The organism is Sphingobium sp. LF-16, from assembly GCF_003711185.1.
GTDB lineage: Bacteria > Pseudomonadota > Alphaproteobacteria > Sphingomonadales > Sphingomonadaceae > Sphingobium > Sphingobium yanoikuyae_A.
Map to the genome: position 1 here is coordinate 3,192,941 of NZ_CP029335.1, position 19,487 is coordinate 3,212,427.

Annotated in this window: 24 protein-coding genes; 3 read left to right on the plus strand and 21 right to left on the minus strand. The window is 63.5% G+C overall.

What is annotated here, in order from left to right; all coding sequences use genetic code 11:
* Nucleotide 1: 1 nt before the first annotated feature.
* The 18 genes from rplE to rpsL form a co-directional block, all read right to left on the minus strand.
* The gene (gene rplE, locus DIZ22_RS14805; RefSeq protein ID WP_010337292.1) at nucleotides 2-574 is read right to left on the minus strand and encodes a 50S ribosomal protein L5; all 573 of its coding nucleotides are present in this window, start codon (nucleotides 572-574) and stop codon (nucleotides 2-4) included.
* Complete coding sequence (rplX, locus tag DIZ22_RS14810) at nucleotides 574-885, minus strand: 50S ribosomal protein L24 (RefSeq protein ID WP_004208710.1); 312 nt, start codon at nucleotides 883-885, stop codon at nucleotides 574-576. The genes rplE and rplX overlap by 1 nt, the downstream gene beginning before the upstream one ends.
* Nucleotides 885-1,253 carry a 50S ribosomal protein L14 gene (gene rplN / locus DIZ22_RS14815; RefSeq protein ID WP_004208712.1) on the minus strand — a complete coding sequence of 123 codons (369 nt, stop codon included), beginning with the start codon at nucleotides 1,251-1,253 and terminating at the stop codon, nucleotides 885-887. Before rplN ends, rplX begins: the two co-directional genes overlap by 1 nt.
* 168 nt (nucleotides 1,254-1,421) lie before the next feature.
* Nucleotides 1,422-1,685, minus strand: a complete 264-nt coding sequence (gene rpsQ / locus DIZ22_RS14820) for a 30S ribosomal protein S17 (protein ID WP_004208713.1) — start codon at nucleotides 1,683-1,685, stop codon at nucleotides 1,422-1,424.
* Between the two features lie 12 nt (nucleotides 1,686-1,697).
* Nucleotides 1,698-1,901, minus strand: a complete 204-nt coding sequence (rpmC, locus tag DIZ22_RS14825; RefSeq protein WP_004208714.1) for a 50S ribosomal protein L29 — start codon at nucleotides 1,899-1,901, stop codon at nucleotides 1,698-1,700.
* Between the two features lie 3 nt (nucleotides 1,902-1,904).
* On the minus strand, nucleotides 1,905-2,336 hold the full coding sequence (rplP, locus tag DIZ22_RS14830; protein WP_004208715.1) for a 50S ribosomal protein L16: 432 nt from the start codon (nucleotides 2,334-2,336) through the stop codon (nucleotides 1,905-1,907).
* Between the two features lie 21 nt (nucleotides 2,337-2,357).
* Nucleotides 2,358-3,053 carry a 30S ribosomal protein S3 gene (gene rpsC / locus DIZ22_RS14835; RefSeq protein WP_004208716.1) on the minus strand — a complete coding sequence of 232 codons (696 nt, stop codon included), beginning with the start codon at nucleotides 3,051-3,053 and terminating at the stop codon, nucleotides 2,358-2,360.
* Between the two features lie 4 nt (nucleotides 3,054-3,057).
* Complete coding sequence (gene rplV, locus DIZ22_RS14840) at nucleotides 3,058-3,444, minus strand: 50S ribosomal protein L22 (RefSeq protein WP_004208717.1); 387 nt, start codon at nucleotides 3,442-3,444, stop codon at nucleotides 3,058-3,060.
* Entirely contained in the window at nucleotides 3,444-3,722 is a 279-nt protein-coding gene (rpsS, locus tag DIZ22_RS14845; protein ID WP_004208718.1) for a 30S ribosomal protein S19, read from the minus strand. The genes rplV and rpsS overlap by 1 nt, the downstream gene beginning before the upstream one ends.
* Before the next feature lie 5 nt (nucleotides 3,723-3,727).
* Nucleotides 3,728-4,564 (minus strand): 50S ribosomal protein L2, encoded by an 837-nt coding sequence (gene rplB, locus DIZ22_RS14850; RefSeq protein ID WP_004208720.1) that lies wholly within the window; start codon nucleotides 4,562-4,564, stop codon nucleotides 3,728-3,730.
* 10 nt (nucleotides 4,565-4,574) lie between these two features.
* Nucleotides 4,575-4,889 carry a 50S ribosomal protein L23 gene (locus DIZ22_RS14855; protein WP_004208721.1) on the minus strand — a complete coding sequence of 105 codons (315 nt, stop codon included), beginning with the start codon at nucleotides 4,887-4,889 and terminating at the stop codon, nucleotides 4,575-4,577.
* Nucleotides 4,882-5,505 carry a 50S ribosomal protein L4 gene (gene rplD, locus DIZ22_RS14860; RefSeq protein WP_004208722.1) on the minus strand — a complete coding sequence of 208 codons (624 nt, stop codon included), beginning with the start codon at nucleotides 5,503-5,505 and terminating at the stop codon, nucleotides 4,882-4,884. The genes DIZ22_RS14855 and rplD overlap by 8 nt, the downstream gene beginning before the upstream one ends.
* A 3-nt stretch (nucleotides 5,506-5,508) precedes the next feature.
* Nucleotides 5,509-6,261, minus strand: coding sequence for a 50S ribosomal protein L3 (gene rplC / locus DIZ22_RS14865; RefSeq protein ID WP_004208723.1), 753 nt, complete (start codon nucleotides 6,259-6,261; stop codon nucleotides 5,509-5,511).
* Nucleotides 6,262-6,548: 287 nt separating this feature from the next.
* Complete coding sequence (rpsJ, locus tag DIZ22_RS14870; RefSeq protein ID WP_004208724.1) at nucleotides 6,549-6,857, minus strand: 30S ribosomal protein S10; 309 nt, start codon at nucleotides 6,855-6,857, stop codon at nucleotides 6,549-6,551.
* A gap of 207 nt (nucleotides 6,858-7,064) precedes the next feature.
* Nucleotides 7,065-8,255, minus strand: coding sequence for an elongation factor Tu (gene tuf / locus DIZ22_RS14875; RefSeq protein WP_004208725.1), 1,191 nt, complete (start codon nucleotides 8,253-8,255; stop codon nucleotides 7,065-7,067).
* A gap of 137 nt (nucleotides 8,256-8,392) precedes the next feature.
* Nucleotides 8,393-10,465: an elongation factor G gene (fusA, locus tag DIZ22_RS14880; protein WP_004208726.1), complete on the minus strand. Its 2,073-nt coding sequence runs from the start codon at nucleotides 10,463-10,465 to the stop codon at nucleotides 8,393-8,395.
* Nucleotides 10,466-10,622: 157 nt separating this feature from the next.
* Nucleotides 10,623-11,093 carry a 30S ribosomal protein S7 gene (rpsG, locus tag DIZ22_RS14885; protein ID WP_004208727.1) on the minus strand — a complete coding sequence of 157 codons (471 nt, stop codon included), beginning with the start codon at nucleotides 11,091-11,093 and terminating at the stop codon, nucleotides 10,623-10,625.
* A 15-nt stretch (nucleotides 11,094-11,108) separates the two neighbouring features.
* Nucleotides 11,109-11,480 carry a 30S ribosomal protein S12 gene (rpsL, locus tag DIZ22_RS14890; protein ID WP_004208728.1) on the minus strand — a complete coding sequence of 124 codons (372 nt, stop codon included), beginning with the start codon at nucleotides 11,478-11,480 and terminating at the stop codon, nucleotides 11,109-11,111.
* 359 nt (nucleotides 11,481-11,839) lie between these two features.
* Between rpsL and DIZ22_RS14895 the strand changes: the two genes are divergently transcribed.
* The 3 genes from DIZ22_RS14895 to DIZ22_RS14905 all read left to right on the plus strand — a co-directional run bounded on the left by DIZ22_RS14895 (nucleotide 11,840) and on the right by DIZ22_RS14905 (nucleotide 15,841).
* Nucleotides 11,840-14,116, plus strand: coding sequence for an EAL domain-containing protein (locus DIZ22_RS14895; protein WP_122928365.1), 2,277 nt, complete (start codon nucleotides 11,840-11,842; stop codon nucleotides 14,114-14,116).
* 167 nt (nucleotides 14,117-14,283) lie between these two features.
* Nucleotides 14,284-15,474 (plus strand): M23 family metallopeptidase, encoded by a 1,191-nt coding sequence (locus DIZ22_RS14900; protein ID WP_010337289.1) that lies wholly within the window; start codon nucleotides 14,284-14,286, stop codon nucleotides 15,472-15,474.
* Entirely contained in the window at nucleotides 15,455-15,841 is a 387-nt protein-coding gene (locus DIZ22_RS14905) for a polymer-forming cytoskeletal protein (RefSeq protein WP_010337288.1), read from the plus strand. The genes DIZ22_RS14900 and DIZ22_RS14905 overlap by 20 nt, the downstream gene beginning before the upstream one ends.
* A gap of 4 nt (nucleotides 15,842-15,845) precedes the next feature.
* On the opposite strand, the gene DIZ22_RS14910 is transcribed toward DIZ22_RS14905, so the two are convergent.
* The 3 genes from DIZ22_RS14910 to DIZ22_RS14920 are packed head-to-tail and all read right to left on the minus strand — an operon-like array spanning nucleotide 15,846 to nucleotide 19,194.
* Nucleotides 15,846-17,354 carry a YifB family Mg chelatase-like AAA ATPase gene (locus tag DIZ22_RS14910; RefSeq protein WP_048938086.1) on the minus strand — a complete coding sequence of 503 codons (1,509 nt, stop codon included), beginning with the start codon at nucleotides 17,352-17,354 and terminating at the stop codon, nucleotides 15,846-15,848.
* A 50-nt stretch (nucleotides 17,355-17,404) separates the two neighbouring features.
* Nucleotides 17,405-18,079: an RlmE family RNA methyltransferase gene (locus DIZ22_RS14915; RefSeq protein ID WP_122928366.1), complete on the minus strand. Its 675-nt coding sequence runs from the start codon at nucleotides 18,077-18,079 to the stop codon at nucleotides 17,405-17,407.
* A complete protein-coding gene (locus DIZ22_RS14920) occupies nucleotides 18,076-19,194 on the minus strand; it encodes a Ppx/GppA phosphatase family protein (protein WP_010337284.1) in 1,119 nt (372 codons plus the stop codon). The genes DIZ22_RS14915 and DIZ22_RS14920 overlap by 4 nt, the downstream gene beginning before the upstream one ends.
* Nucleotides 19,195-19,487 lie beyond the last annotated feature (293 nt).

Below are 19,487 nucleotides of genomic sequence, written 5' to 3' on the forward strand. Positions count from 1 at the left end.
GTTAGGCCGCCTGCTTCTCTTCAATCGGGAAGGGGAAGCCGAAGAGGCGCAGCAGTTCGCGCGCTTCGTCGTCAGTCTTCGCCGTGGTGGTCACGATGATGTCCATGCCACGCACCTTGTCGATGCGGTCATAGTTGATCTCGGGGAAGATGATCTGCTCCTTGATGCCGAAGGCATAGTTGCCACGGCCGTCGAAGCTCTTCGGGTTGAGACCACGGAAGTCGCGCACGCGCGGCAGGGCAATGTTGATCAGGCGATCAAGGAATTCATACATGCGCTCGCGGCGCAGCGTGACCTTGGCACCGATCGGCATGCCTTCACGCAGCTTGAACTGCGCGATCGACTTCTTCGCCTTGGTGATGACCGGCTTCTGGCCGGCGATCAGTTCCATTTCCTCGGCGGCCGAAGTGACCTTCTTCTTGTCCTGCGTGGCTTCACCGACGCCCATGTTGAGCACGATCTTTTCGATCTTCGGGATTTCCATCACATTCTTGTAGCCGAACTTCTCGACCATCGCCTTCACGATGGCGTCGTCGTAGATCGACTTCGAGCGCGGAATATACTTGTCGGCCATTACAGCACCTCACCGGACTTGACGGCGACGCGGACCTTCTTGCCGTCGCGGTCCTCGAAACGGACGCGGGTCGGCTTGCCATCCTTGTCGGCGACAGCGACGTTCGAAATGTGCATCGGGGCCGGCTTGCGGTCGATGCCACCCTGCGGGTTCGACTGGTCGGGCTTGCGATGCTTCGCATGCACGTTGATGCCTTCGACCAGGACCTTGTCGTCCTTGGGCATCACCTGGAGGACGGCGCCGGTACGGCCCTTGTCCTTGCCAGCCAGGACGACAACCTTGTCGCCCTTCTTGATCTTAGCAGCGCTCATTACAGCACCTCGGGAGCGAGCGAGATGATCTTCATGTGCTTCTTGGCGCGCAGTTCGCGAACGACCGGGCCAAAGATACGGGTGCCGATCGGCTCCTCGTTCTTGTTGATAAGCACAGCGGCATTGCCGTCGAAGCGAATCACGCTGCCATCAGCGCGACGCACGTCCTTGGCGGTGCGCACGATGACGGCGCGATGCACGTCACCCTTCTTCACCTTACCGCGCGGAGCAGCTTCCTTGACGGAGACGACAATGATGTCGCCCACGCCGGCGAAACGCCGCTTCGAGCCGCCCAGCACCTTGATGCACTGGACGCGCTTGGCGCCGCTGTTGTCCGCGACGTCAAGATTGGATTGCATCTGGATCATGGATCCGGTTCCTTCTTATTTGGCCTACCGGGACTATCCCGGCGGTTCCGAATTTCGTGAGTCGACCCGGTGAATCGAAATGCACGAAGCGCGGGCCTGTACCTCCTCCCGAAGGAAAAGGCCAGCCCCGCGTCCGAACTTTTTCGACTCTAGAGTCGGTGACTGCCCTTAGGCCGCCGATTCCGGCGACTTGTGGGTGTCCACACGCTCGATGACCTTCCAGGTCTTGAGCTTGGAAATCGGAGCGGTCTCTTCGATACGGACCGTTTCGCCTTCCTTGTAGACATTGCCCTCGTCATGGGCATGGTACTTCTTCGACCGGCGGATGATCTTGCCGTAGAGCGCATGCTTAACCTTGCGCTCCACGCGAACCACCACCGTCTTGTCGGTCTTGTCGGAAACCACCGTTCCCGTCAGCACGCGCTTGGGCATCGTGTGTTTCCTTTACTTCGCGGCCGAGCGCGAACGCTCGGTCTGCAGGGTCTTGATCTGCGCGATCGAACGACGGACTTCACGAACGCGGCTGGGCTTTTCCAGCTGGTTGGTGGCCGCCTGGAAACGCAGATTGAACTGCTCGCGCTTCAGGTTGTTCAGCTCGGTCGACAGCTCGTCGTCCGACTTGGTCTTGAGGTCTGCAACGTTGGCCACAGCTTAACCCTCCAGGTGCGAGGTGTCGCCGAGGCGGGCAACGACCTTCGTCTTGATGGGCAGCTTCATCGCGGCGCGCGAGAAGGCCTCTGCTGCGAGCGGACCGGGAACGCCGTCCAGTTCGAACAGGATACGGCCGGGAGCGACGCGAGCCGCCCAATATTCGACCGAACCCTTGCCCTTGCCCTGGCGGACTTCTGCCGGCTTCTTGGTGACCGGAACGTCGGGGAACACGCGGATCCACAGACGACCCTGACGGCGCAGGTGGCGCTGGATCGCGCGGCGAGCCGCTTCGATCTGGCGCGCGGTGATCCGCTCGGGCTCCAGAGCCTTGAGACCATAGGCGCCGAAGTTCAGCGCAGTGCCGCCCTTCGCATCGCCCTTGATCCGACCCTTGAAGGTCTTGCGGAACTTCATCTTCTTCGGTTGCAGCATGACGCTATTACCTTCTTATTCTCAGCGCGCCGGGCGCACGCCGGAGGTCTGAGCCTCCAGCATCAGCCGGTCGGTAGCCATCGGATCATGGCCGAGGATCTCGCCCTTGAAGATCCAGACCTTGATGCCGCAAACGCCATAGGCGGTGTGCGCCGTGGCTTCGGCATAGTCGACGTTCGCACGCAGGGTGTGCAGCGGAACGCGGCCTTCACGATACCATTCGACACGCGCGATCTCCGCGCCGCCCAGACGGCCGCCGCAGGTGATCTTGATGCCTTCGGCGCCCAGACGGAGAGCCGACTGCACCGCACGCTTCATGGCGCGACGGAAGGCAACGCGGCGTTCCAGCTGGTCGGCGATGCCCTGTGCGACGAGCTTCGAATCGATTTCCGGCTTGCGGATTTCGACGATGTTCAGCGACACGTCCGACGAGGTGAAGGCACCCAGCTTCTTGCGAAGCTTTTCGATGTCTGCACCCTTCTTGCCGATGATGACACCGGGACGGGCAGCGTAGATCGACACGCGGCACAGCTTGGCCGGACGCTCGATCACGACCTTCGAGATCGCGGCCTGCGGCAGGTTCTTCATGATGTACTGGCGGATCTTGAGATCTTCCAGCAGCAGGCGACCATAGTCGGCGCCTTCGGCGAACCAGCGGCTGTCCCAGGTACGGTTGATCTGCAGACGCAGACCGATCGGGTTGCTCTTGTGACCCATGTGCTTACGCCTCCGCTTCTTCGCCAGCTTCACGCACGACGATGCGCACGCGGCTGAAGGGCTTGAGGATCCGGGTCGACTTGCCGCGGCCGCGAGCGTGGAAGCGCTTCAGGGTGAAGCTCTTGCCCACCGATGCTTCCGCGACGACCAGGGCGTCGACGTCCAGATTGTGGTTGTTTTCCGCATTGGCGATGGCCGAAGCCAGCACCTTGCGCACGTCGACAGCCATCGCCTTCTTCGAGAAGGCGAGGATGTTGAGCGCGTCCTCGACCTTGCGGCCGCGGATCAGCGTGGCGACCAGGTTCAGCTTCTGGGCCGAACCACGGATCTGCGTGCCGACGGCGAGCGCTTCATTGTCGGCGACGCGACGGGGAGCCTTTTCCTTGCTCATTAGCGCTTGCCCTTCTTGTCGGCAGCGTGACCGGGGAAGAAGCGGGTCGGAGCGAATTCGCCCAGCTTGTGACCCACCATATCCTCGTTCACGAGAACCGGAACATGCTTGCGGCCGTTATAGACGTTGAACGTCAGGCCAACGAACTGCGGCAGGATGGTCGAACGACGCGACCAGGTCTTGATCGGACCCGAGCGGCCATTGCTTTCCTGCGCGACTTCCGCCTTCTTCAGAAGGCTGAGGTCCACGAACGGACCTTTCCAGACGGAACGAGCCATCTCGCTTACCTCTTCTTCTTCGCGTGGCGGCTACGGATGATGAACTTGTCCGTTGCCTTGTTGTGACGGGTGCGCGCACCCTTGGTCGGCTTGCCCCACGGGGTGACCGGGTGACGGCCGCCCGAGGTCCGGCCTTCACCACCACCATGCGGGTGATCGACCGGGTTCTTCGCAACACCGCGCGTCAGAGGACGGATGCCGTTCCAACGGTTGCGGCCAGCCTTGGCAAGGTTGGTGTTGCCATTGTCGGGGTTCGACACGGCGCCAACGGTGCCCATGCAGTCCGAACGGATGTAGCGCTGCTCACCCGACGACAGACGCACCATGACCATGCCACGGTCGCGACCGACCAGCTGGGCATAGGTGCCTGCCGAACGGCAGAGCTGCGCGCCCTTGCCCGGCTTCATCTCGATGTTGTGGATGATCGTGCCGACCGGCATCTGACCCAGTTCCATCGCATTGCCCGGCTTCACGTCGGTCTTCTTGCCCGCGATGACCTTGTCACCGGGAGCCAGACGCTGCGGCGCAATGATGTACGCCTGCGTGCCGTCTGGATAGTTGACCAGCGCAATGAAGGCGGTGCGGTTGGGGTCATATTCCAGACGCTCGACCGTACCTTCAACGTCCCACAGGCGACGCTTGAAGTCGATGATACGATAGCGCTGCTTGTGACCGCCACCGATACCACGCGAAGTGACATGGCCCTTGTTGTTACGACCACCGGTCTTGCGCTTGCCTTCGGTCAGCGCCTTGACGGGCTTGCCCTTGTGCAGGCTCGACTTGTCGACGAGGATCAGGCCGCGCTGGGCCGGGCTCGTCGGATTATAGTGCTTGAGTGCCATCTATCTCGCCTCAAATACCGGTGGTGACGTCGATGGACTGACCTTCGGCCAGCGTGACGATCGCCTTCTTCACGTCGTTGCGCTTGTAGGGCTTGCCCTTCCAGCGCTTGACCTTGCCCTTCTGCACCAGCGTGTTGACCGCCTTGACGGTCACGCCGAACAGCGCCTCGACGGCAGCCTTGATTTCAGGCTTCGATGCGTCGTTGGCGACCTGGAAAACAACGGCGTTGTTTTCCGAGAGAAGGGTCGACTTCTCGGTGATGACCGGCGCGACAACGACGTCGAAGTGACGGTTGTCCACGGTCGCGGCTTCTTTCTTAGCCATTGAAACGGGCCTCCAGCTTTTCGACCGCGGCGCGGGTGAGCACCAGCGAGTCGGCCTTCAGGATGTCGTAGACGTTGGCACCAACGGCCGGCAGCAGGTTGACGCCGACGATGTTGGCCGAAGCCTTGGCGAAGCTGACGTTCACGGCGTCGCCGTCGATGAACAGAACCTTGTTCAGGTTCAGCTTGGCCAAGTTGGCGACCAGCGCCTTGGTTTTGCCTTCGGCTACGTCGAGATTGTCGAGAATGATCAGCGAACCATCCTTGACCTTCGACGACAGCGCCATCTTCAGACCCAGCGCGCGAACCTTCTTGTTCAGCGAGGGGTTGAAGTCGCGCACGCGGGCACCGTGAGCCTTACCACCGCCGATGAAGACGGGAGCGCGGCGATCGCCGTGACGGGCGGTACCGCCGCCCTTCTGGCGACCGAACTTCTTGCCGGTGCGGGCGACATCCGAACGCTCGCGCGTGCCGCGGGCAGTGCCACGACGCTTTTCGAGCTGCCAGGTGACGACGCGGTGCAGAATGTCGGCGCGGGGCTCGAGGCCGAAAACGGCATCGTTGAGCTCCAGCTCACCGGCAGCTGCGGCGTCGAGGGTCTGTACATTGACCTTCATGGTTTAGCCCTCCTGGCCTTCGGTCGCTTCGGGAGCGGCCGCTTCCGCGGGCGTCTCGGCCGGCGCGGCATTGCTGTTTGCAGCCTGCTTTAGGCTGGCGGGATAGGGCGCGTCGGCGTGACGGGGAACCTTCACGGCGTCGCTGACGGTCAGCCAGGTGCCCTTGGCGCCCGGAACCGAACCCTTGACGAACAGCAGACCACGCTCGACGTCCGTGCGGACGATCTCGAGATTCTGCTGGGTCCGCTCACGATCACCCATGTGACCGGCCATCTTCTTGTTCTTGAAGACGCGGCCCGGATCCTGACGGTTACCGGTCGAACCATGCGCACGGTGGCTGATCGACACGCCGTGGGTGGCGCGCATACCGCCGAAGCCCCAGCGCTTCATAGCACCGGCAAAGCCCTTACCCTGGGTGTGACCAGCAACGTCGACCAGCTGGCCAGCGACGAAGTGGTCAGCGGCGATTTCGGCGCCGACGTCGAGGAGCGCATCCTCGGCGACGCGGAATTCGACCAGACGCGCCTTGGGTTCAACTTCCGCCTTGGCGAAGTGACCGCGCTGCGGCTTGGCGACATTCTTGGCCTTGGCAACGCCAGCGCCCAGCTGAAGGGCGACATAACCGTCGCGCTCGACTTCCTTACGTGCGACGACCTGCGTACCCTCAAGGCTGAGGACCGTGACGGGGACGTGACGTCCGTCGTCCTGGAACAGGCGGGTCATCCCGACTTTCTTAGCGATCACGCCAGTGCGCATCACTGATTACTCCCATAGAGGCCCGCCATAGCAGCGGGCGTATCCAACGAAAAAACCGCTCAGCATCTCTGCTTCGCGGCCCAACCCAATGTATAGATCACCCCGTCCGGGTTGGATGCCGATCCCTCTCGGGAAAGGCGACGGGGGACCAGGACCACGCGCCTTAGCCGGTTCACCGGCGGGCCGTGCGGTATCCCTTGTGTCGTTTGAGCTTCCGTCTCTCCAGAGAAGAGGAACAGAATACCCGATACCCCGCCAACCTTGCGGAAGGCGGGGACTTGCCGACCTTAGGCCAGCTTGATTTCGACGTTCACGCCGGCAGCCAGGTCCAGCTTCATCAGCGCGTCGACCGTCTGCGGCGTCGGCTGCACAATGTCAAGCATACGCTTGTAGGTGCGGACTTCGAACTGCTCGCGCGACTTCTTGTCGATGTGCGGACCACGGTTGACCGTGAACTTTTCGATGCGCGTCGGAAGAGGAATCGGACCGCGAATGAGGGCGCCGGTGCGGCGGGCGGTTTCGGCGATGTCGCCGGTCGCCTGATCGAGCACGCGATGATCGAACGCCTTGAGGCGAATGCGGATGTTGCTGTCCATTGTTCCTGTACCGATGCGAAAGAGCCAATAACCAGCGCATTTTCATGAATCAGCCGGAGCAGCCGTTGATTTACAAAAACACGCCAACAAAAAAATATCCGCCCCGTTTTGCCCTTCTAGCTCATTCGAGCCGGAGAAAGGCGATCCGGGGCGGGTAAAAAACTTCAGCGGCGCGAATCGGGCGATTCGCGCCGCTGCGGTCCTATATTACTTCGAGATCGTGCCGACAACCCCTGCGCCGACGGTACGACCGCCTTCACGGATTGCGAAGCGCAGACCCGAGTCCATGGCGATCGGAGCGATCAGCTTGACGCCGAGCTTCACGTTGTCGCCAGGCATGACCATCTCGGTGCCCTCGGGGAGGATCACTTCGCCGGTCACGTCGGTGGTGCGGAAGTAGAACTGCGGACGATAGTTCGCGAAGAACGGGGTGTGACGGCCGCCTTCTTCCTTCGACAGCACGTAGACTTCGGCGTCGAATTCGGTGTGCGGGGTGACCGAGCCGGGCTTGGCCAGAACCTGACCACGCTCAACTTCTTCACGGCCCACGCCACGGATCAGCGCGCCGATGTTGTCGCCGGCCTGGCCCTGGTCCAGCAGCTTGCGGAACATTTCGACGCCGGTGACGGTGGTCTTCTTGGTGGGCTTGATGCCGACGATTTCGACTTCTTCACCAACCTTGACGATGCCGGTTTCAACGCGGCCGGTCACGACGGTACCACGACCCGAGATCGAGAACACGTCTTCGATCGGCATCAGGAAGGGCTTGTCGACCGGACGGTCGGGCTGCGGGATCCAGCTGTCGACGGCAGCCATCAGCTTCAGAACGGCGTCGTGGCCGATTTCCGGGGTCTTGTCCTGCAGGGCAGCGACAGCCGAACCGGCGATGACGGGGATGTTGTCGCCGTCGAAGTCGTACGAGCTCAGCAGCTCGCGGATTTCCAGCTCGACCAGCTCGAGGATTTCGGCGTCGTCGACCAGGTCGACCTTGTTCATGAACACGACCAGCTGGGGAACACCGACCTGCTTGGCGAGCAGGATGTGCTCACGGGTCTGCGGCATCGGGCCGTCAGTGGCCGAAACAACCAGGATCGCGCCGTCCATCTGGGCGGCACCGGTGATCATGTTCTTGACGTAGTCAGCGTGACCCGGACAGTCGACGTGCGCGTAGTGACGGGCTTCGGTCTCATATTCGACGTGGGCGGTCGAGATGGTGATGCCACGCTCGCGCTCTTCGGGAGCCTTGTCGATGTTGTCGTACGAGGTGAAGGTCGCACCGCCGGTTTCGGCGAGAACCTTGGTGATCGCCGCGGTCAGCGAGGTCTTACCATGGTCAACGTGACCGATGGTGCCGATGTTGCAGTGCGGCTTATTCCGCTCAAACTTAGCCTTAGCCATTTTATCCTACCTTCTAATCAAAATCAGCTTGGGTCTGACCGCTCGGCCGCGCCTCGCGAAGGCGCGTCCATAGCAGCATATTCACAGATTACCAGCCCCTATCCGAGCCGATTGCACGGCCCGGACAGGGAAACTCGTCAGGCCATCTTCGCCTTGACTTCGTCCGCAACATTCTGCGGCACTTCGTCATAGTGCGAGAAGATCATCGAGTAGTTCGCGCGGCCCTGGGTGAAGGAACGCAGCGAGTTCACATAGCCGAACATGTTGGCCAGCGGGACCATCGCCTCGACCACCTGCGCGTTGCCGCGCGTATCGGTGCCCTGGATCTGGCCACGACGGCTGTTCATGTCGCCGATGACGTCGCCCAGATATTCTTCCGGGGTCACGACTTCGACCTTCATGACCGGCTCGAGCAGGGTGATGCCCGACTTCTGCGCCGCTTCGCGCATCGCGGCGCGGCCGGTGATTTCGAACGCCAGCGCCGACGAGTCGACGTCATGGTACGCACCGTCATAGAGCAGCACTTCGAAGTCGATGATCGGGAAGCCGATCAGCGAACCGGTGGCAGCGGTTTCGCGCATGCCCTTTTCGATCGCGGGGATATATTCCTTGGGAATGTTACCGCCCTTGATCTCGTCCTTGAAGACGAAGCCCGAACCACGCTCGCCGGGGGTCAACTTGACCTTGATACGGCCGAACTGACCGGTACCGCCCGACTGCTTCTTGTGGGTGTAGTCGACGTCGACGGCCTTCTTGAGATACTCGCGATAGGCCACCTGCGGCGCACCGACATTCGCCTCGACCTTGAACTCGCGCTTCATGCGGTCAACCAGGATTTCGAGGTGAAGTTCGCCCATGCCCTTGATGATGGTCTGGCCCGATTCGTGATCGGTCGAGACGCGGAACGAGGGATCTTCGGCAGCCAGGCGGTTGAGGGCGACGCCCATCTTTTCCTGGTCGGCCTTGGTCTTGGGTTCCACCGACAGTTCGATGACCGGCTCGGGGAATTCCATCCGCTCCAGAATGATCGGCTGGCGCTCGGCGCACAGCGTATCACCGGTGGTGGTTTCCTTCATGCCGGCCAGCGCGACGATGTCGCCGGCATAGGCGGTGTCGATGTCTTCACGGCTGTTCGCATGCATGAGGAGCATACGGCCGATCTTTTCCTTCTTGTCCTTCACCGAGTTCAGGTAGGTGCCCTTGGTCAGGGTGCCCGAATAGATGCGCAGGAAGGTCAGCGAGCCAACGAACGGGTCGTTCATGATCTTGAACGCCAGGCCCGAGAAGGGCGCGTCGTCCGAGGTCGGACGGCTGTCGGGGGTTTCGCCGTCCATCTTGACGCCCTGGACGTCTTCGATGTCGAGCGGGCTCGGCAGATAGTCGACGACGGCGTCGAGCAGCGGCTGAACGCCCTTGTTCTTGAACGCCGAACCGCACAGCACCGGCACGAAGGCGTGACCCAGCGTACCCTTGCGGATCAGCTTCTTGAGGGTCGCGGTGTCGGGCAGATTGCCTTCCAGATAGGCTTCCATCGCGGCATCGTCCTGCTCGACGGCAAGCTCGATCAGCTTTTCGCGATATTCGGCAGCCTTGTCGGCGAGGTCGGCCGGAATTTCTTCATAGTAGAATTCGGCGCCCAGGCTCTCATCCTTCCAGATGATCGCGCGGTTCTCGACCAGGTCGACCAGGCCCTTGAAGTCCGACTCTGCGCCGATGGGCAGATACAGGACGGCCGGGGTCGCGCCCAGACGGTCGATGATCGTCTGCACGCAATAATAGAAGTCGGCACCGGTGCGGTCGAGCTTGTTGATGAAGCACATCCGCGGAACCTTGTACTTGTCCGCCTGGCGCCACACGGTTTCCGACTGCGGCTCAACGCCGGCAACGCCGTCGAACGCGGCAACCGCACCGTCGAGCACGCGCAGCGAGCGTTCGACTTCGATGGTGAAGTCGACGTGGCCGGGGGTGTCGATGATGTTCAGGCGGTGGTCGTTCCAGATGCAGGTCGTTGCAGCCGAGGTGATGGTGATACCACGCTCCTGCTCCTGCTCCATCCAGTCCATGGTCGCGGCGCCGTCATGGACTTCGCCGATCTTGTAGGACTTGCCGGTGTAGTAAAGGATACGCTCGGTCGTGGTGGTCTTGCCGGCGTCGATATGCGCCATGATACCGAAATTGCGATAGCGTTCGAGCGGATGGCTGCGGGCCATGATGCTTCTCCGTTGCCGGCGCGCCGGCGGTTGGGGATTCGTTAATTCTGCGCGTGGCCCCTAAACCAATCCGTTCGCCATGGGTAGCCACCCACGGCGAACGGACCGATTTTGGAAACCAAATAACAAGGCGGGCATATAAGCGCCCGCCCTGCTGTTACCAGCGGTAGTGCGAGAAGGCGCGGTTCGCTTCCGCCATGCGGTGCGTATCTTCGCGCTTCTTGACGGCATTGCCGCGGTTGTTGGCAGCGTCCAGCAGCTCACCCGACAGACGGGCGGCCATGGTGGTTTCGCTGCGGTTGCGCGAAGCCGTGATCAGCCAGCGGATCGCCAGCGCCTGGGCGCGCTCGGGGCGCACTTCGACGGGGACCTGGTAAGTCGCACCGCCGACGCGGCGGCTGCGGACTTCGATGCCGGGCTTCACATTGTTCAGCGCGTCATGGAACATGCCGATCGGGTCCTTCTTGGACTTCGCTTCGACAGTATCGAGCGCACCGTAAACGATGGACTCGGCGACGGCCTTCTTGCCGTCCTGCATGATGCTGTTCATGAACTTCGACAGCACGATATCACCGAACTTGGGATCCGGCAGGATAACGCGCTTTTCGGGGCGACGACGACGTGACATATTACTGTTCTCCCCTTACTTCGGACGCTTGGCGCCGTACTTCGAACGGCTCTGCTTGCGATCCTTGACGCCCTGGGTATCCAGAACGCCGCGAAGAACGTGATAGCGCACGCCCGGAAGATCTCGCACACGGCCGCCACGGATCAGCACGACGCTGTGTTCCTGGAGGTTGTGGCCTTCACCCGGGATGTAGGTGATGACTTCGCGCTGGTTGACCAGACGCACCTTCGCCACCTTACGGAGAGCCGAGTTCGGCTTCTTCGGGGTCGTCGTGTAGACACGGGTGCAAACGCCACGCTTCTGCGGGTTCGCATCCATCGCAGGGACCTTGGACTTGGTCTTCTGCAGTTCGCGGCCCTTGCGGACCAGCTGGTTGATTGTTGGCATGAAGCCCTTCACCTTTTCAGTTACTTTACCGGACGCCACCTGCGTTCCTGACCGGCCGGAATCACGAAAATTCCGAACGGCAAAGGCCCCCGACGGACAAGATCCGCCCGGAGCCGCAGGGACAGCCGATAATGTTCAGCTCTAGTGCTTGCCCCGGAAAGCGGCGGGAAAACGAGTCTTCCAGACGCATAGCGCGGGGCAGCGGCCCTATAGCGACGAGGGACGGAAGGGTCAAGCATAGCACCCGAAGACGCGCGGAGATGCGCGCGCCACATAGTGAATGACATTTTATCATTTTGCTAACATGCTGCAGATTATGGGATCTTTCCCCGCAGCCCCCATATCCAGATGGACCAGTCGTGATTGCACTTTCCCGCATTAGCGGCGAGTTCCACAGCCCGGAACGGGAGGCCGCCTTCCAGGCCGATCGACTGCCCGAATCGCGTCGCCACGCCCATCTGCTCTTCGCCTTGTCGGCGCTGCTCAACACCCTCTTCCTGCTGAGCGACTGGCGCTTTGCCGGGACGGCCCATTTCTGGGTCGCGGTGCCCGCCCGCCTGGTCGTGGTGTTCTGGTCGCTCGTCAGCCTGGGCCTGTGCCGCTACATGCACAGTTTCAAGGCGGTCGAACGCATCTGCTTTGCCTGGCAATGCGTCACCGCCATCGGCGTCGCCTTCCTCGTCTCCTCGCGCAGCGACATCGCCATCTTCGTCCTGGTGATGCTGCCGCTCGTCTTCTACCTGGTGGTGCCAACGAGCTTCCGCGGCAATGTCAGCGGCGGCCTGGGCTGCGGCGTCGCGCTGCTGATCGGCTATCTGGCCCCTGCCCCTCTATCGCCGACCATGCCCGGCATGATCATGGCGGTGCTGATGCTTCATTGCGGCATGTGGATCGCGATCGCCCGCACCAACCGGTTGCAGCGTATGGAATGGACCGCCAGCCAGGATGCGCAGGCCGCCCGCGTCGCGCTCGCCGCCAATGGCGAAGCGCTCGAACGGCTGTTCATGACCGTGCCGCTGCCGCTGATAGTCATCCGCGACGACGGCACCGTCCTGCGCATGAACGATTCCGCCACACGCAATCTGGGCACCGCGGACGATGTCGCCCGGCTGGCGCTGATCGTCGACCATGCCCCGCCGCTGCGTCTGCTCGATCGGCTGACGCGGGGCGACAGCATCGACAATGACGAATGCTGCCTCGCCAATGACGAAGGCATCATCCGCGATGTTCTGCTGGGCGCCCGCCCGATCCTGCTCGCCGGCGAACAATGTATCCTTGCCAGCATCGTCGACATCACCGACCGCAAGCAGGCCGAACGCCATCTTGCCCATCTGGCGATGACTGATGCCCTGACCGGCCTCGCCAATCGTTCCCATTTCATGGCCAGCCTGATGCAGGCGGCCCAGTCGACCGAACGATCCGGCGGCCAGATGGCGGTCGTGCTGACCGATGTCGACGAATTCAAGCGGATCAACGACAGCGCCGGCCATGACGCCGGCGACGCCCTGCTGTGCGCCGTGGCGGAACGGCTGCGCGACTCGGTACGCCCCGCCGACATGATCGCGCGCATGGGCGGCGACGAGTTCGCCGTCATCCTCACCCGCCTGCGCGGCCTGGCCGATCTCGACACCATCCTCAGCCGCATGATCGCGCGCCTGCACATGCCGCTGCGCCATGGCGGGCGGGACATTGATTGCCGCGTCAGCATGGGCGTCGCCCTCTATCCCGACCATGCCGGCGACATGATCGACCTGATGAAACATGCCGACATCGCCCTGTATGAGGCGAAGAATAGCGGGCGCGGACGCGCCTGCCTGTTCGAACCGAGTCTGCTGGAAAGCTGGCAGACCGAGGCGCGGATGCTGGAACGGGCCCGCGACGCACTCGCCCATGCCCAGCCCGTGCCTTGGTATCAGCCCAAGGTCGACCTGCAGGACGGCCGCGTCATCGGTTTCGAGGCGCTGCTGCGCTGCGTCCGTCCGGACGGCACGCTGATGATGCCCGACCAGATATTGGCCGCCTTCGAACATCCCGAACTGGGCCGCAAGATCACCGAGCGGATGATCGATCAGGTGCTAGCCGATTGCCGGGCCTGGACCAGCGCCGGCATCGATTTCGGCCATGTCGCGGTCAATGTCCCCGGCGTCGAACTGCATGACCGCGCCTTCCCCGACCGGCTGCTCGCCCGCCTCGCCCATGCCGATGTCGAACCGCGCCGGATCGAGCTGGAAGTCACCGAATCCGTCTTCCTCGGCCGCAATGTCGATGTGGTGGAACGCAATCTTCAGCGCCTCAGCCAGTCGGGCATGGCCATCGCCCTCGACGATTTCGGCACCGGCTACGCCTCGCTGTCCCACCTCAAGCAGTTTCCGATCGACGTCATCAAGATCGACAAGGGCTTTGTCCGCGATCTGGAAACCGACCCGGATGATGCCGCCATCGTGCGCACCGTGCTCAACCTCGCCTACAGCCTGGGCGTGAAAACCGTCGCCGAAGGCGTCGAAACGATTGAACAACTGGAATATTTGCGATCAGGTGGTTGCCATTATGGCCAGGGCTATTATTGGAGCGCGGCCGTTCCGGCATCGCAATTACCCAGCTTTCTTGAGCCCTCGCGCTTCGCCCGCCGAAGCTGAAGCGGATCGCGAAAAATATTTTCAAAGCCAGGGAACCAAATGGGACGAAGATCATTTCGTCCCGGTTTAGCTTCGACTCGTCACGAGTCCGCGGCTGTGGATTCGCGCGTCCGATCTTCTTTTGCTACCGGCCCGACTCACCGAAATAAATAGTTACGGGGTCGCAATTGTCGCAGCGCAAGAAGAAGGGGGTCGCCACCCTCTGGGCCAGGCTCAGTGCCTTGTGCCCGGAGCGGGAAATCTTCCTGCGCTCGGGCGGCCAGGTAAAGTTCATCCGCATTTCCAAGCGCGCCCAGCTCATGGCCCTCGGCATCCTGTCGACCGGCCTGGTCGGCTGGGGCGCGGTCACCATATCGATGCTCGCCAGCAGCGCCGCCGTCGCCCATGACCGGGCGATGCTGGACGCCAAGGGTGCGGCCGTCGCCAGCAAGGCACGCAAGGTCGACGGCTATCGCAAGTCTGTGAACGACCTCGCCCATGACCTGGAAGCGCGCCAGGATTTCATCGACGATCTCTACAAGACCCATTTCGGCGAACCCGGTGATGCCGCGGCCAATGCCCCGGTCGGCAAGGCGGACGCCGCCACGGACAAGGCCGGCCAGGGCAAGCTCGACGCCAAGATCAGCATGGCGCCCGAAGCCGCGCCGCTGATGCAGGTCGACGCCCGCCAGCGCCGCTTTGCCGCCCTGCTGACCGGTGCGGTGGAAGCCCGCGCGCAGAAGGCGGCCGCCGCGATCCGCAGCTTCGGCCTCAATCCCGACGCGCTCGCCCGCAACGCGGCCCGCGCCCAGGGTGGCCCGTTCGTGCCCTGGCATGGGGACGAAGATGCGATGCCGGCCGAGCTGGAAAAGCTCGCCACCGCCCTGTCGCGCATGGAATTTCTGGAAACCAGCCTGCTGCGCATTCCATCGGGCCAGCCGACCGGCACGCCGATGCTCAGCAGCTCCTATGGCTATCGCCGTGACCCGTTCAACGGCCACGCCGCCTTCCATGCCGGACTCGACTTTCCCGGCCGCTATGGCCAGCCGATTCTGGCCGCTGCCCCCGGCAAGGTCAGCTATGTCGGCCAGCGCAGCGGATACGGCAATGTCGTGGAAGTCACCCATGGCAATGGCATCATGACCCGCTACGCCCACCTGTCCGGCTTCAATGCCCGTGTCGGCCAGCAGGTCGCGCGCGGCGACCAGATCGCCCGCATGGGCTCCACCGGCCGCTCGACCGGCACGCATCTTCATTTCGAGGTGCGCGTGAACGGCGATCCCATCAATCCCCGCCGTTTCCTCGAGGCCCGCAAAGATGTTCTCCAAGTCCAGCAAATCGCCACGGCCCGTCTCGCCGATGTCGGCAACCGGGGCTAAGCACACCCCCTTCTCGCTGATCGGCAGCGACGTGACGATTACCGGCAATCTCGCCGCGACCGTCGACCTGCATGTCGATGGCGTGATCGACGGCGACATTCGCTGCGCCGCGCTGGTCCAGGGCCCCGACAGCCGCATCATCGGCCATGTCACCGCGCAGAGCGCGCGCCTTGCGGGCCTGGTCGACGGATCGATCAGCGCCGAGGAACTGGTGGTCGAAAGCACCGCCCGCATCACCGGCGACGTGACCTACGAGCGGATCACGATCGAAGCCGGCAGCCGGGTCGAAGGCCGCTTCGCCCACAAGGATAATGGCCCGGTCGCGGCCGCCGACCTCAAGCTCATCACCAGCGACAGCGCAGCCTGAGCGCTCAGTTGACCGGCGCGCGCCGCCGGTAGCTCAGCGCCTCGGCCACATGCACCCGGCCGACTTGCTCGGCGCCGGCCAGGTCGGCGATCGTCCGCGCCACCCGCAACACCCGCGTATAGCCGCGCGCCGACAGCTTCATCGCGGCAGCGGCCTGTGCCAGCAATTGCCGCCCGGCCTCGTCCGGCCCGGCCACATCCTCCAGCCGCTCGCCATCAACCTCCGCATTGGTCCGCACCTTGCTGCCGGCATAGCGCCGAGTCTGCAGCGTGCGGGCCGCCGCGACGCGCGCCGCCACCTCCGCCGATCCCTCGGCCGGCGGCGGCAGCACCAGATCGGCCGCCGTCACCGCCTGCACCTCGACATGCAGGTCGATGCGATCGAGCAGCGGCCCGGACACCTTGGCCTGATAATCGCTGGCGCAGCGCGGCGCGCGCGAACAGGCCAGCGCCGGGTCGGACAGATGGCCACAGCGACAGGGGTTCATCGCCGCGATCAGCTGCACCCGCGCCGGGAAGGTGACATGGGCGTTGGCCCGCGCCACGCTGACCTCGCCGCTCTCCAGCGGCTGGCGCAGCGAATCCAGCACCACCCGCTGAAACTCCGGCAGCTCATCCAGGAACAGCACGCCCAGATGGGCCATGCTGACCTCGCCAGGCCGCGCCTTGAGGCCACCACCGACCAGAGCCGCCATCGATGCGCTATGATGCGGATTGCGGAACGGCCGGGCGCGGCTGATCCGTCCGCCCTCCAGCGTGCCGGCGACGCTCGCGACCATCGACGTTTCCAGCGCCTCAGTCGGCGTCAGCTCGGGCAATATTCCGGGCAGGCAGCTCGCCATCAGCGACTTGCCCGCCCCCGGCGGCCCGACCATCAGCAGATTATGGCCGCCGGCCGCCGCGATCTCCAGCGCCCGCTTGGCGCTTTCCTGCCCCTTCACCTGGCGCAGGTCAGCGGCCCGCATCGGCGGCTCGACCGCGCCGGGCTGGGGCGGCGACAGTGCGGCCGTGCCCTTGAAATGATTGAGCAGGCTCAGAAGATCGGGTGTCGCCACCACCTCCACCTGCCCCGCCCATGCCGCTTCGCTCCCCTGTGCAGCCGGACAGACCAGCCCCAGATCCTGCCCGCCGGCATGCAGCGCCGCCAGCAAGACGCCGGGCGACGGCGCGGTGCGGCCGTCCAGCCCCAGTTCGCCGACGACGATATAGCCCGCCAGCGTCTCGGCATCGATCACCCCCATCGCGCCCAGCAGCGCGATCGCGATCGGCAGGTCGAAATGCGATCCTTCCTTGGGCAGGTCGGCGGGGGAAAGATTGACGGTGATCCGCTTGGGCGGCAGCGACAGGCCGATCGCGGCGATCGCATTGCGCACCCGCTCGCGGCTTTCGGCCACCGCCTTGTCGGGCAGACCAACGACGATGAAAGCCGGCAATCCCGGAACAAGCTGGCACTGCACTTCGATCGTGCGCGCTTCCAGGCCCAGATAGGCCACCGTCGAAACCGTCGCTACCAAAGGCCCCGCCCCCTTCTTCCCCCATGAAGGCGGCCGATCGCTTGTCCCCGTTACTCTTGCGCGTCCGGCCGTCCCTTGAATCCCTGCGCCACGACATACCATTCGACGCTGCCCTTGCGGCTCGCCGGCGGCTTGGCATGCCTGATCGTGGTGAAATGCTTCTTGAGCACCGCCAGCAGCTCCGCGTCGGTGCCACCGGCAAAGACCTTGGCGACGAAGGTGCCGCCCTTGCGCAGATTCTGCACGGCGAAATCGGCGGCCGCCTCGACCAGCCCCATGGTGCGCAGATGGTCGGTCTGGGCATGGCCCACCGTATTGGCCGCCATGTCGGAAATCACCAGGTCCGGCTCCTGCCCCAGCGCCTCGCGCAGCAGGTCCGGCGCCTTGTCGTCCATGAAGTCCATTTCGAACAGGGTGACGCCGGGAATCGGATCGACCGGCAGCAGGTCGATGCCGACCACCGCCGCCTTGGGCGCCATCTTGCGGATCACCTGTGCCCAGCCGCCCGGCGCCACGCCCAGGTCGACGACCGCGCGCGATCCCTTCACGAAATGGAATTTCTCGTCCAGCTCGATCAGCTTGAAGGCGGCGCGGCTGCGCCAGCCTTCCTGCTTGGCCTTGTGGACATAGGGGTCGTTCAGGTGCCGCTCCAGCCAGCGCACCGACTGCGCGGTGCGCCCCTTGGCGGATTTCACCCGCACCTTGCCTGCGCCAGAACCCCTCACGTCGTTGCTCCATGGCGGTCCATCAGGCCGCGCAATATGCCCTCGCGAATGCCGCGGTCGGCGACGCCCAGTCGCTCGGCCGGCCAGATGTCGAGGATCGATTCCAAAATGGCACAGCCCGCGACCACCAGGTCGGCGCGCTCCGTGCCGATGCAGGGCAATCGCTGCCGATCCGCCAGCGCCATGGTCGACAGCCGTTCGGAAATCGCGCGCATCGAACTGCTCGGCACGATCAACCCATCGATCGCCTGCCTGTCATAGCGCGGCAGGTCAAGGTGCAGGCTGGCCAAAGTCGTCACCGTGCCCGACGTGCCCAGCAGCCTGATGCCCGCTTCGCCCTGCGGCAGGCGACGGGCGAGCGGCGCGAACGCCTCGGCCACGCGCGCGCGCATCCGGCCATAGGCGGCCAGCCGCTCGGCCGGATTGGCATGGTCGAACAATTCACTCTCGGTCAGCGACACCACGCCCCAGGGCGCGCTCACCCAATCGACGATGCGCGGCGCGCCGTCGCAATGGGAATCGACCAGCACCAGTTCGGTCGATCCACCGCCAATGTCGAAGATCAGCGCCGGGCCATTGCCCTCTTCCAGCAGCGCGTGGCACCCCAGCACCGCCAGCCGCGCCTCTTCCTGTGCGCTGATGATGTCGAGCGCGATCCCGGTCTCGCGATAGACGCGCTGGATGAACTCGGCGCCATTGCTCGCCCGCCGACAGGCCTCGGTCGCGACCGACCGCGCCAGCGTCACATGGCGCCGCCGCAGCTTGTCGGCACAGACCGACAGCGCAGCGATGGCCCGGTCGATCGCCGCATCGCTGATCCGCCCGGTGGCCGCCAGCCCCTCGCCCAGACGCACGATCCGGGAAAAGGCATCGACCACGATAAACCCGTCCGCTGACGGCTTGGCGATCAGCAGACGGCAATTATTGGTACCCAGATCGATTGCCGCATAGGATCGGCGGTCACGCGCCGTGTAGGGATAAAGGCCCCGTTGCTTCGACGGGGGCGTAATGGCCGCAGCCTTGCTCCCATTACCCGAACCGGAACGGGCGGACTTGCCCGAAACGCGGCCAACCGGGCCGGAACTCTGCGGCGATGGGCGGCTATGCTGCACCAAGGCCGTATCTCACTTCATCAATCGCCGATCGCGCAAATCCGATCGGAACTTGCCTTCATGCTTAAGCGGAACCGCCCGCTTCCGCAAGTGGGCGGGAAACAAGCCGAAAATCCCCGGCATTTCTTCGACCCATTACATTTGCATAAATTACATAATCGATACCGTTAACATAGAAAACGGCATGACCGCCGGATCAGTCAATCAACGTTGGATATTCATAACGCAAAGATAACATTGTGTCTTTTTGGATACATGACAGAAACTTTCATTTTTGGGTAATTGTCTTGCGCCTG